13 protein-coding genes are annotated in these 12,621 nt (G+C 63.2%); all 13 read right to left on the bottom strand.

From position 1 onward, the window contains the following. Window positions 1-63: 63 nt before the first annotated feature. The gene (locus F7R26_RS04240) at window positions 64-1,041 is read right to left on the bottom strand and encodes a type II secretion system F family protein (RefSeq protein WP_193692128.1); all 978 of its coding nucleotides are present in this window, start codon (window positions 1,039-1,041) and stop codon (window positions 64-66) included. Between the two features lie 36 nt (window positions 1,042-1,077). Then, window positions 1,078-2,439 (bottom strand): CpaF family protein, encoded by a 1,362-nt coding sequence (locus F7R26_RS04245; protein ID WP_150988486.1) that lies wholly within the window; start codon window positions 2,437-2,439, stop codon window positions 1,078-1,080. 36 nt (window positions 2,440-2,475) lie between these two features. After that, window positions 2,476-3,669 carry an AAA family ATPase gene (locus tag F7R26_RS04250; protein ID WP_150988489.1) on the bottom strand — a complete coding sequence of 398 codons (1,194 nt, stop codon included), beginning with the start codon at window positions 3,667-3,669 and terminating at the stop codon, window positions 2,476-2,478. Window positions 3,670-3,694: 25 nt separating this feature from the next. Beyond that, on the bottom strand, window positions 3,695-4,153 hold the full coding sequence (locus F7R26_RS04255; protein ID WP_150988492.1) for a TadE family protein: 459 nt from the start codon (window positions 4,151-4,153) through the stop codon (window positions 3,695-3,697). Beyond that, on the bottom strand, window positions 4,150-4,659 hold the full coding sequence (locus F7R26_RS04260; RefSeq protein WP_043344371.1) for a TadE/TadG family type IV pilus assembly protein: 510 nt from the start codon (window positions 4,657-4,659) through the stop codon (window positions 4,150-4,152). Before F7R26_RS04260 ends, F7R26_RS04255 begins: the two co-directional genes overlap by 4 nt. Window positions 4,660-4,668: 9 nt before the next feature. Further along, window positions 4,669-5,961, bottom strand: a complete 1,293-nt coding sequence (locus F7R26_RS04265) for a pilus assembly protein TadG-related protein (protein WP_150988494.1) — start codon at window positions 5,959-5,961, stop codon at window positions 4,669-4,671. Between the two features lie 26 nt (window positions 5,962-5,987). Then, window positions 5,988-6,329, bottom strand: coding sequence for a hypothetical protein (locus tag F7R26_RS04270; protein WP_150988498.1), 342 nt, complete (start codon window positions 6,327-6,329; stop codon window positions 5,988-5,990). Between the two features lie 34 nt (window positions 6,330-6,363). Then, window positions 6,364-8,211, bottom strand: coding sequence for a type II and III secretion system protein family protein (locus F7R26_RS04275; RefSeq protein WP_150988501.1), 1,848 nt, complete (start codon window positions 8,209-8,211; stop codon window positions 6,364-6,366). Between the two features lie 79 nt (window positions 8,212-8,290). Continuing rightward, entirely contained in the window at window positions 8,291-9,139 is an 849-nt protein-coding gene (gene cpaB, locus F7R26_RS04280; RefSeq protein ID WP_150988504.1) for a Flp pilus assembly protein CpaB, read from the bottom strand. Window positions 9,140-9,182: 43 nt separating this feature from the next. Next, on the bottom strand, window positions 9,183-10,508 hold the full coding sequence (locus F7R26_RS04285; RefSeq protein ID WP_150988571.1) for an ATP-binding protein: 1,326 nt from the start codon (window positions 10,506-10,508) through the stop codon (window positions 9,183-9,185). A gap of 174 nt (window positions 10,509-10,682) precedes the next feature. Further along, window positions 10,683-11,231, bottom strand: coding sequence for an A24 family peptidase (locus tag F7R26_RS04290; RefSeq protein ID WP_150988507.1), 549 nt, complete (start codon window positions 11,229-11,231; stop codon window positions 10,683-10,685). Between the two features lie 65 nt (window positions 11,232-11,296). Next, window positions 11,297-11,554, bottom strand: coding sequence for a Flp family type IVb pilin (locus F7R26_RS04295; protein WP_338404696.1), 258 nt, complete (start codon window positions 11,552-11,554; stop codon window positions 11,297-11,299). A 60-nt stretch (window positions 11,555-11,614) separates the two neighbouring features. Next, on the bottom strand, window positions 11,615-11,800 hold the full coding sequence (locus F7R26_RS04300; RefSeq protein WP_043344388.1) for a Flp family type IVb pilin: 186 nt from the start codon (window positions 11,798-11,800) through the stop codon (window positions 11,615-11,617). Window positions 11,801-12,621: the final 821 nt, after the last annotated feature.

Genomic DNA, 12,621 nt, shown 5'->3' on the forward strand with positions numbered 1-12,621 from the left:
ATGGACACCTTGCATGATCGCCTCCGGAATCGAGAATTCTGCCTGCTTCTGGGTCGCGTACATTCAGACCCGGATACGGATGATCCGGCGCATCCAGACGACGCCGAGCGTCATTCCTCCCAGCGCCATCCCGACCATCTTGAGGCCTATCGGGTCTTGCCATAGCACTGTCATGAAATCCGGATTCACCACGAGAATCAGTCCCGCGGTGGCGAACGGGAGCAGGCCCAGTATCCAGGCCGATAGGCGCCCCTCTGCCGAGAGCACCTTGATCTTGTCGAACAGCTTCAGGCGTTCACGCACCAGGTTGCCGATCGTGTCGAGAATTTCGGCAAGGTTGCCGCCGCTCTCGCGCTGTATCAGTACCGCGATCACGAAGTAGCGCAAGTCGTTGATCGGCACTCGCATTGCCATGTTTGTCATTGCCTCGTCGAGAGCGACTCCGTAATTGATCTCCTCAAAGGTAGTCCGGAATTCGCGGCCGATCGGGTCTTTTACCTCCTGCCCCACCATCCCCAGCGCACCCGAGAAGGAGTGCCCCGCACGTAGCGCGCGGCTGATCATGTCGACAGCATCGGGCAATTGCGTCTCCAGTTGCTTGAGGCGTTTATGCCGAAGTGCGATGACATGCCAGACAGGCAATGAGCCAACCAGTAACGCGCCCAGTACCACCAGTCCTGGTGGCACGGGCAGCAGCGGCACGAGCGCCAGCGTGCACAGCGCGACCAGCCCGCAATATCCGAGTAGCTGCGCAACCGACCACGTGCTCCCGGATTGCTCGAGCCATCGGTCGAGCCCGCCGACGCGAGGCAGCATCAGCAGCCAGCGCTGCAGCAACGGCGTGTTGCTCAGCATGCGCCCCTTCAGGATCGACAGGGTCTCCGCGCTCACCTGCCCGCCGGCCGACAGCGACCGCAGCCTGGCCTCGATCCGCTTCGCCGCCGGGCCGTGGTAATTGTTCCACCAAAGGTAGGCGCCTTCGATGCAAAGCACCACCGCAGCGAACAACAAGATGATGAAGGCATAAAATATGAAGCTCATTTTCTTCTCCCCACATTCTCTGTGCCGCTGGCCGGTTCAGACGTCGAAGCGCTTTGCCGGGTCATAGGTTTCGTCGGGCAAGCCCACGCCGAACACGCGCAGGCGTTCGGCAAACTTCGGGTACACGCCTGTGGCGCGGAAGTGCCCGTTGACCGTGCCATCCTGGGCTACACCGGTACGCTGGAAGGTAAAGATCTCCTGCATGTTGATGATCTCGCCCTCCATGCCGGTGATCTCCTGGATGCTGACTATCTTCCTGCGCCCGTCAGTCAGCCGTGACGCCTGCACAATGACGGTGATTGCCGAGGATATCTGTTGCCGGATTGCCTTCGGTGGAAGATTGAGGCCGGCCATGCTGACCATGTTCTCCAGACGCGTAAGCGCATCGCGCGGTGTATTGGCGTGGATGGTGGTCAGCGAACCCTCATGGCCGGTATTCATTGCATTGAGCATGTCCAGCGCCTCACCACCTCGCACCTCGCCCAGGATGATGCGGTCAGGACGCATGCGCAGCGCGTTGCGTACCAGGGCGCGCTGCGTGATCTCACCCTTGCCTTCGATATTCGGTGGCCGGGTTTCCAGTCGCAGCACGTGCGGCTGGCGCAACTGGAGTTCTGCTGCATCCTCGATGGTGACGACGCGCTCGCTCTCGGGAATGAAGCCCGACAGGATGTTCAGCAGCGTGGTCTTGCCGCTGCCGGTTCCGCCTGACACCAGCACGTTCACCTTGGCGTGCGCTAGCGCTTGCAGGAGTTGCGCCATCGGCGGCGTGAGGCTCTTGAGTTCGACCAGGTTGGCTACCTGCAGGGGATTGACGGCGAACCGCCGGATCGATAGCAAGGGACCATCGATGGCAGAGGGGGGAATGATCGCATTGACGCGCGAGCCGTCCGGCAGCCGCGCGTCCACCATCGGACTGGTTTCGTCAATGCGCCTGCCGACCCGCGAAACGATCTTCTCGATGACTTTCATCAGGTGTGCATCGTCGTAGAACGTGACATCGGTGAGCTCCAGCTTGCCGCGCCGCTCCACGAAGGTCTGTTTCGCCGTGTTGACCAGGATGTCGGAAACCGTAGGGTCTTGCAGCAGTGGCTCAAGCGGCCCGAAGCCGAACATCTCGTCGTAGACCTCCGAAGTGAGCAGCCTGCGCTCGGCGTCATTGAGCAGGATCTTCTCTTCCTCGATGATGCTGCTCACCAGCATGTTGATTTCCTGCCGGACCTGCTCCTGGGGGAAGCGTGCCAGCCGTTCCAGCTCCACACGGTCCAGCACCGTCTCATGGATGGCCCGCTTGAACGAGCGGTAGTTCGCCGGAGTCGGCGGGAACTGGATTGCCCCATGGCCATTGGCGATGAAGGCAGGCTGGCTGGGGCTCGACAGTTGATCGCGGATTGACATGATGATCTCCGGTAAGGGAATCAGGAACTCGGTGGCTCAGGTTGCGCGCGTGCGCAGCATCAGCTTGCGCAACGGCGACACGCTGTCTTGTTGCGCACGGCGCTCGGCTCCGGTTGCGGCAACGAACTGCGTACCCAGTGCCAGGATCGCCTTGGCGATGGCGCTGCGTTTGTGGGATTTTGCGACCGGCTCTCCGTGGCTGATTGCCTCGTCGACAGCCGAGGAATCGTCGGGCAGCGCGTGGAAGATCTTCATGCCAAACACGTCGCCCAGGGCCGAGCGAGCCAGCGCATTGCGGCGGCCCTCGCGATTGAGCAAGATGTGGACCTTGTCGGCCGAGTAGTGCAGGGCGCGCAGGATATCAAGCAGGCGGCGTCCCGGGCGGGCAAAGGCAATGGTTGGTTCGACGACGACGCAGATGCGATCGCTGCGATCCAGCAGGCCGATGGACAGAGGGTCGAGCGCCTGTCCGATGTCCACGATCACAAAGTCGTAGACCGGCTGGACCACTGAGAGTATCCACTCGAGTTTCTCTTTCTGAATCTGGCTTGCCTTGATCGGGTCGGTGGCGCCGGCCAGGATGTCGAAATTGCTCTCGACATGCGTCAGGCAGGCATCCAGGAACGCCGCATCCATCCGCTCGATCTGACTGCAGATTTCCGGGAGGGTGGAGGGCGGTGGCTTGTCGCTGACAAGGTAGGTCAAGTCTCCGAACTGCCGGTTCAGGTCGATTACCAGGACGCGCTTTCCCAACTGGGCGCCAAGCGCATACCCGAGATTGCTGGCGAGGAAGCTGGTGCCCGCGCCGCCCTTGCATGAAATGAACGAGATCACTTGCGCCAACTCGCGATTCCTGGGCACATGGCTGGCCTCCACCCGCCGCAACGCCTCCGCCAGTTGCGTCCTGTCCAGCGGCCACGCGAGGACGTCGCGCACACCCGCGCGCAGGGCCTTGATCAGGCAGTCGGAGCTCGGGTTGGGCGTGACAAGAATGCAAGGCAGTTCGGGGTGCTGCTCGCGCAAGGCTTCGATGCTATGCATCTGCGATGCCCCGACGACGGTTTGCTCGATGATGAGGAGATCGGCCAGCTGCATCTGGCTGCCATGGAACGGAAAGCGGGCCGGTCCTTCCAGGAGCGACATGGTCTGGAAGTTCCCGATCCCTGCGCTCAGGCGGGAAATCTCGTCAAGTTTTTGGGCATCTTCCGATGCGATCAGGATCTTCAACATGGTGCGTTCTCCAATCTCGGGCAATCTAGCTGCAAACCGATCCACCGCTTGACGAGTTCATGCTCTCTCGGGACAGCGTGGATGTGAAGGGTGGCATGGTCAGCGTGATCGGAAGCAAGGGGATGAACGTGCGTACCGAGACGTTGGATATGCTGACGGTTGCGCTCTGGCAGGTGCCCCGCGCGGTGACCGCATCGGAGTCGCATCCCGTTGGCAGATAGTTGAGCTGGATGTTGGAGGCGCTGAGCAGCGGCAACAGTGAGCGCATCTTGGTCTTGATGATCGCGTCGTCGGCGTCGCAGACGATGGCCATGCGCGCGCCAAGCCGTGTGGCCTCGGCTGCGGAGTTCCAGTAAAACAGCACGCGGGAGAACTCCACGATGCCAATCAGCAGGGGGAAGAAGATGCCGGCTATCAAGGCGAACTCGACAGCAGTCGCGCCGCGCTGCCGCGCGGGCCGGAGGAAGTGGGTTCGCGTTTTCATAGTACCTGCCTCATGACGGTAGCGATGTCGGTGAAGGTCAATCCGCTTGCATTGATGAAGGTCTGGATGGGCGAGTACGTATATCCGGTGATCTTTACCGTGACGAGGTTGATCGTGCCGGCCGGCGTGCCAGTGCCCGCGCTGTTGTCGTAGGTGCTCACGTCGGCGAATGACATGCCGGGGCAGCCTGATGCGTCGACCCGATCGCAGATCACTACCATCGATGTAGTGAGGCCGGTCGAGAGCGCTGAGCCCGAGCAGCTGGTATTGCCGTAGACGGCCAGGCATTTCGCCGGCCCCGTCGGATAGCTGATATCCAGCGGGGAGAACTGCGACAGGTAGCGGGCGGCGGAGCGCGTGCCTTTGGTCAGGGTGTCGAACTGGTAGATGGCGCGCCCGAATTCCGCCACGCCACAGACCATAAGCAGCATGGGGACCAGGAGAATGCCGAACTCGACGGCCGCCACGCCGCGATGGCGCGCCAGGAGCATTTTTCTTGTCTTCATGATCTCCTCCTATTGCACGAGAACCGGCACTAGCGGTCCTACGCCAGTACCTGCTCCAGGGATGCCTTGCGTCGCGCAGGGGCTGCCTGGCGCGCTTGAGTCGCCCCGGTACTCGAGCCGTACGGAGTCGATGTTTCCGCCGGTTTGCATGGGCTCGATCATCAGCAGGCAGGCCCAGCTTTGCACCGGTGCGCTATGGTTGCCGGGGTTTGCGAAACCGGAGCAGTCCACAATCGGTGCGAGCACGAGGCGACGATCCGCGCCGCTCTGGTACGAAGCGGCGGGGGCGGGATTGCCCTGTGTGCTCAGCCCGGTAACGGAGTCGCCCTGATAGGCACGATAGGCCTTGCGCGCGGCAAGGAAGTTCGGCTGGGTCTTGCCCGATGTATCCACGGAGCTGCCGTCGTAAGCGCTGCTCTTTGCCGTCCAGGTGGTGTCGTTGTACGTGAATCCCGTAAAGTCGGTCACGCCCAGCACTTTCGAACCTTTGACGATGCCGAAGCGGCTGTTCCAGTCATCCGCCAGGGATGCCTTGTTGCCGGCAGATCCGATCAATGTCCCTTGGGCTGGCAGGTTGCACTGTCCCGCGCCGTCGAGTTGCTTAGCAATCTGGCTGGCGCTGTTGCCTCCGCTCAGGTCCGCCCAGCCAAAGTTGCCGCCCCCGTAGGTGCCCTTGTTGCTGGAGTCGAGCTTGGTCACCAGCCACTGCCCGGTGGTATAGGGGGACTGTGGCGGGCTGATGGTGCTGGGTTTGCAGACAAAGACGGGGATGGCGCAGGTCGTCTGTGCCGAGCCGGTGGTCGCCACCGCGAACGAGGCGACGGTTGTGGGCCCGATGCTCACACCCGGCAGGAAGTTGAGCACCTGGGCGAACCAGTTGGCAATGCCGGCGCGGCTGACAGAGCATTTGACGTACTTGATGCTGGCGAGCGGGTAGGTGACGCTGTTCTTGTCCAGGAAGGGGTCGGCCAATGCGTCGCTGTATGTCACGCTTTGGTTGGCGACAAGCTGTACCGACTCGCTCTGGAACAATGCCATGTTACGTAGGCCGGCGGTAATGCCCGCTGCTTCCGAGACGGTGAGCGGAGTCGCTCCCGTCAGGTCGCGAGCGGCAGCCAGCGCGCAGGCATCCGCGCCGTTCTGCAGTTCGCTCTTGGCGACGTAGAGTTTGCCCAGGTCGAGCGCCAGGCCGAGGAAGCCCACCAGCATGACCAGTGCGATCGCAACGATGATCGCTACCGCCCCGCGCTGCCGGGCGCGATGGCTCGACAGCGCGGTCCTGCGAAGCATTGATTTGGACATGATGAGTCTCCCCGAGCAAACCGATTTCAGCGCGTTCCCGCACCGCCCGCCATGCCGATGCCGCCGTAGCCCCCCGCACCGAAATCCATGCCACCTGCAGCGCCGGTGCCGGCGGGGCGCAGGCGTATCAGCGACCGCTCGTAGTTGGTCATTGCGGCCACGGCGGTCTTGCCATCGGTGCCCGTCAGCGATGGCAGTCCAGCGGGCGCGTCGGGGTTGATGATCTGGGAGCGCGTCACGGTGGTAACGGCCTCGCCAAAATGCTTGTCCCAGTTTGGCGTCGAAGTCATGCAGGCGGACAGGGTCAGATTGCCAAGCACTGCCAGCGTGACAGCGGCGCGGCGCGCGTACTTCAGGTTCTTGTTCATGGTGGTTCTCCTCGTGGACGGACGCTTCGGCAGCTCAGTTGGCGCTTGGTGTTTCGGCCGGGCGGGCTTTGTCCGGCGCCAGGCCGCCGGGGCTGGCAGTGGTAGCGGCGCGCGCCTGCGCCAGCCGTGCCGCGGTGGCTTCGATGCGCGCGATGCGCGCCGCGGCAGCGTCTGCCGGCGGAACGCCCGCAGCACTCGCCCGGGGCGCGGGCGGGGAGATGACGGGCACGTCATCCAGCGGCTTGGCTGCCGGAACCATGCTCAGCGGAGCCTTTGGTGCCTGCGGAGCGGGCGCTGCCGGGACCGCTGCCGGCGCGGGAGCTGCCGGGGCTGGCTGCGAGGGCGTCGGGCTCGGTGCGTCAGTCTTCTTGCCGGAGCCTTCCATATTGCCCATCAGGTAGAGCGCGAGCGGGTTCGGTGTCGAGAAGCTGTCGGTTGGCAGCGGATAGGATGCGCTTTGCATGGGTTGGACCAGGTGCGGGGTGATGATGAACACCAGTTCGGTCAGGTCCTGCTGGAAAGACGTGCTGCGAAACAGCGTGCCCAGCACGGGAACCTCGCCGGCGCCCGGCAATGCCTTTAGCGAGCCGCGTGCGCTGTTTTGCAGCAGGCCGCCAATGGCAAAGCTCTCTCCGTCCCGCATCTGCACGGTGGTGGAAGCGCGGCGGGTGGTGATCAAAGGCAGGATGGTCTGTCCCGTCAGGCTGCTGCCGCTGACCGTGGCGCCGGTGGGCGAGAGCTCGGAGACCTCGGGCGCCACCCTGAGATTGATGTGCCCATTTGCCAGTACGGTCGGCGTGAACTTCAGGCCAACGCCAAACTCCTCCTGTTGCAGGGTGATGGTGGATGCACCACCGAGGGCATTGCTTTGCGCCACCGGGATATAGATCTTGCCGCCAGCGAGGAAGCTTGCTTCCTGGCCGCTGATGGTGACCAGGTTCGGCTCGGCCAGGATCTTCACCAGACTGTCATTCTTCTGCGCATCGACGGCCACGTTGAAGGGCCGGTTGTTCGCCTTGTTGGCGAAGATGGCCCCGGACGCGCCGCTCAGCAGCGAGGTCACCAGGCCACCGCTCCAGGAGCCGAAGCCGCCCTGGAGGTTGACCGCCGAACCGAGTTGATTCAGCAACGTCTTCGACACTTCGGCCACCTTGACCTCGAGCATGACCTGCTGTGGCGTGTCAACAGACAGCATGTTGAGGACGCCGCCTTTCTTGTTGCCTTCGCCCTGCGCCGCCGCGGCGTACGCATAGGCGATCTCCATGGCCTGTTGCGCGGCCTGCGCATTCGAAACGCTTCCTGAGAGCACCAGGTTGTCAGCGGCTGTCAGCACGCGGATCTGCGATTCGCCGGGCATCAGTTGCGCCAGCGAGGTCTGGAGGCCGCCGGCGTCTGCATTGACCACCACGTTGATGATGCTGCAGCCGCCACTGCGTCCTTGCACGATCATGTTCGTGGTGCCGACGCTGCGGCCAAGCACGTAAAGGGTTTGCGGCGACACCATGGTGGCCTGGACTACATTGGGGTTGCCGAGCGTGCGGTTGCGTACCGGCTCTGGCAGGGGGATCAGCGATGACTTGCCGACCGGCACGATGATATTGCTCTCGTTGCGGATCGCGCCGGTGCAGTTCGGCCCACGGCTGTCCGCGGGCACGGCGGCAGCCGGCGCGGGCGCCATGCTGATGGTCATCTGCACCGGGCCGCCGGCAGGCGCGCCCATGGCCGCCTTGGCAGGCGCCGCGGTGGTAGATTTGGCGATGGCGCCGGCTTCGAGCGCCACCTGGGCAGCTGCACCCAACGGTACGCACAAGATTGCACCCGCGACGCTCGCGAGCGCAATGGCTCGGGCACCACTCAGGACTTCCGTATTGACGTTGTTCATTTCGTGTCTCCCCCCGGAGAGGCTGTACATCGCGCCTAGAGTTGCCAAATAGAATCTGGCTGGGCGGCCGCCCTGGCCATCAGAAACATTCAACACTGCCCTGGATGCCGGCCAGCACACCGATGCAATGGCCTGGCCTGGCCGGTGTCGCTACGAGCGGGCACGGTCTTGCCGGCGCGTGCGGCGCATTGACCGTGACCACCTTGACGGGCTGTTCCGTCGGCGGCGTGCCGAGCAATGTGATCTTGGTGGCGCCACCGGTGCTGACCGCGGCGACGTCGACCTGGTTGCGCAGGACGAGCGACAGGGTGCCCACACTGCGGGCGACGTCGAGCTTCTCTGCCTGCTCGGGCGTGACTTCGAGCGTGACGGCATTGACGACTTTCGGCTGGGTGTCGTCGCGGCTGACTTGCTGGGCTACCGCCAGCACCAGGATTTTTTCCAGCACGATCTTGGAGATGCTGCCATTGCCCGCGCCCTTGGCCTCGGTCTCGTTCGTGTTGACAATCACGTCGACGTGATTGCCTGGCAGGGCAAAGCCCGCCACCCCGACCACATCATTGACGCGTACGGTGATGGCGCGCCTGCCCTGGCCAATCACGGCAGAGAGTCCACCTTTGGTGCCCAGCGGAGCGAGCTTGGCGTCGAGAATCGGCTCTCCGCGTTGGACACTGGTACGAACCACGCGCCCCTCGAGGGATTTGAGGTCCTCAAACGCGCCAGGCGGCACGCTTCCAGCTGGCCAGCTCACCAGGCTAAGTTGCGCATTGGTGAGCGGTTGTCCGAGATTCAGGTCGCCGGTTGCCACTACGACCTGTTTGAGAGAGCTGGAAGATTGTTGCACCAGCCATCGCGAGGCGGAGACGACCGCCGCGACCCCCGCGACCAGGGCGATGAACAGCATCAGAATTGCTCGAGCGTTTTTCATGATGACTCCCCTTACCGTTGTTCGTTAGACAGCATGCCTGCACTCAACTGGCGGCCTGAGGCGCGGCCTGCCATGCGATCCCCATGCCGCAGGGACGCGTGGATTCGGGTACTGCCTGCGCACCGAAATAGCACTTCCAGGCGCCGCGCAGCGCGTCCTGCGTCACCTGCGGCGGACCGCGGTGGTAGAGCACGCTGGACGCCACCAGCACAAGCAGGTCACGTGGAATGCAGGCCAGGAGCGGTGTCCTGCTGGGGAAGTGCAGTCCCTCCAACAGGAAGTCGAATGCCGCTTCGGTACTTTCCAGTCCGACGTCGCTGGTGGCGCGCAGGTACACCTCGCGGTAGTCATCGCTCGACAAGGGGCCGATGAAGAGCTTGCTGCCGAGCCGCCGCAGGAATGCCTCGTCGCCCAGCTGCTGGGGATCCAGGTTCGTCGAGAACACCGGCCACACATCGAACGGCACCGTGAATCGCACGCCGGTCTGCAGCGAGAACATGTCGACGCCGCGGTCCAGGGGCACAATCCAGCGGTTGAGCAACTCGCTCACGCCTACCAGTTGGCGCCCAAGGTCATCGACGATGTAGATGCCATTGTTGGCTTTCATATGCGGTGGCGCCTGGTAGAAGCCCGACATGGCGTCGTAGCGCAGGTCCAGCATGGACAGCGTCAACTCGCCCCCCGACAATACGGCGGGGCGGTGGCAGATGGTCCAGCGGCGATCGGTCGAGCGCTGCTGCAGCGCTGCGTCGGCGGTATCGAAAGGGACATGCACGAGCGGGTCAAAGACCTGGATGATCTCGCCGGCGACGGTAATCGCGTGCGGTACCGGCACGGCACCTGGCAGGAGCTTGCCAAGGCGCTGTGCCAGGTAAGTCTTGCCGCTGCCGGCGGGGCCATACAGCATCAGCGCCCGGCCGGTATTGACTGCCATGCCCACCTCGTCGAGCAGGTGAGAAGGGATGACCAGGTCGCCGAAGGCCGCAGTCATATCGTCCCTTGATACCGATGCCTGGCGCACGGAGTGACGCTGGACGGCAGCGAGATACGCGTCGAGGGTGACCGGCGCTGCGCCGACATAGCTGCTGCGCGCAACCAGTTCGGCGGCCCTGGCATACCCCGCATCGGTCAGGCGGAAGCGTACGTCAAGGTCGCTTGTGCCGCGGCGCGCCACCTCTAGCATGCGCTCTTGCACCGCGATGCTGGCGATCTCGTGGGTCACCATGGCGGGCAACTTGAGGGTGTCGGCCAACTGGGCGAGCATGGCGCTGCGATGCAGGTAGGCCGCCTTCATCAATAGTCCCACCAACAGTGTGACGTCGATGCCGGTGTCGGCGACCGTCCTCGGCGCGGGATGCCACGGATGCATCTGTTCGCGCCTGGCATCGTCCGGGCTATCGGCTTCGATGCCTGGCGTGGGTGCCCGCTGCGCAGTTCCCGATGTTTTGTGTTCGATCATTGCTCCCCCCGTCTATTGGCTGGTACGGCCTTACAAGTCCAATTTCAGTTTCTTGTTCAGGTGAGTCATGGCGAATGGCTGTCGTTACACGGAGGCGAACAGCACGCTGATCGTGCCCGCGGCAATGGCCACGCCGTAGGGCAGCGACCCGACCGACCATGACGATTCGTTGCTGGCACTGCTGTCCTGGGTGAGCGCAGGCCTGATCCGACCGAGCGACGTCAGCATCAAGGCAAGGTTGTGGCGCAACTGACCAAGGCTGCCACGCCACAACGTCAGTGACAGCGCCCACACCCCACCGGCCACGAAGGTAGCCAGCGCAATCTCGAACGCCATCGGCGCGCCCAGCCAGGCACCCACCGCGGCCATCAATTTGACATCGCCGGCTGCCATGCCGCGCAGAAGGTAGAGGGGCAGGAACAGGGCGAACCCGGTGAGCCAGCCACTTGCCCAGGTCAGAGCTCCGGCGCTCCAGCCGTGCATGATGATCTGCACAGGCAGCGCGAGCAGCCACGCCCCGAAGGTCAGCCAGTTGGGAATGCGACGTTGCTGGGCATCGATGGCTGCTGCGGTCAGGACCAGCACGATCACCAATGGACCGACGCATTGCGGTAAGGCGGACTGGGCTAGCATGATGTTCCCTCTACTTTTTTTTGTTCTGTCTGTGCCGGCCCGTTATTCGGACCTGGCATTCCTGCTCAAGCGGTGACTGCGGAAGCGATCTTCTGGTAAAGGTCAAACACGCTGGTGCCAACCGACGTGACCGAGAAGAGTATGGCGACGGCGATCAGGAGACCCAGCAACGCGTACTCGATGGAAGTCACCCCGGATTGATCACGATGTAGTTCCCTGAGCATTTGTCTTAGCTTTGGCATGGTGTCCGCCGTGTCGTCGTGGATCGTTGGATTGGGCAGGATGGCTCGTGTCGTGAAGCCCCCCTTTCCACCGTGTGCCATCGTGATTCCGCCTCGGCCAAGGCGGGGTGCGGACGGGCTGAAGAGCCCGTCCGCGTCGCTTTAGCCGTTAGCCGACGTGAGCGAAGTGCCAATCTTGTTGAAGGTGGTCGCGAGCTGCGTGCCGACGATCGTGACCGCACCAATGATCACGACGGCGATCAGTGCTGCGATCAGGCCGTACTCAATGGCGGTGACGCCATCTTCATCGTTGGCGAAGCGCTTGATGTTGTTGATCAGGGTATTCATGGCAATCTCCTTCGGTGTCGGGAAAAAACTTGATGCAATGAAAATCAACTACGGGCGAGGGTTGTTCGTTGCGGAGGGCCGCAGATTGCGAAGGCGTGGAACGGCCACTTACCACCCTTGTGTTCGCGACAAAGCCGAGAGATGGCGGCGCTATGCGTGGCGGCAATCCGGATCCCGTCCAGCATGCCCTTCACCAGCGCCTGCGAGGGTAGTCCTGGCAGGCGATTCGGTGTGCCGTCCCTCCAGATAGTCCTTGCGGCTTCCGGATGGACAGCGGGCACGGCGTGTTGGCGGTCAGCAGTCATGGCGTAAGTTCATTTAGCTGATTCGTTGTCGGGCTTCGGCGCCGTTGATGCGTGCCTCCGCTTCCTCGGCATCCAGCTGGAGCTGTCCTGGGGCCGTATGCCAGACCATAGGCAAAAGCTGGGCCACCCCACCGCGATTCGTTGAATTCAAAGGGTCTCCGGGAGGGCGGGCGCGCAGAGAGCGTGCCAGCCAGGGTCTGCGTCGGCATCGTCGTTGCTGCATGGAAACGTGCGGCGCGGCGACCGACGCGTTACGGCGGCCTATGGATGAGCCGTGACCGATCCGCCTAGTCCTAAGTCGCTAGGAAGGAAGGATGACTTTCCGCAAATGGGCATTGCAAAGGGCGTGCACAGCCTCTGCACGCGGACGCGAGGCCCGGCAGATCCGCCGAATGGTTGAGGTGACGGCGGCGAGGCTGACGCCAAGTGGCATGTTTCCGGCGAGAAACGTCAAATGGCAGCCCGTCTTACGGAGATCTGGCACGTCCTCGGCGCCAGGCCTGGCTCTGGGAGCTA

The sequence above is a fragment of the Cupriavidus basilensis genome (assembly GCF_008801925.2).
Classification (GTDB): domain Bacteria; phylum Pseudomonadota; class Gammaproteobacteria; order Burkholderiales; family Burkholderiaceae; genus Cupriavidus; species Cupriavidus basilensis.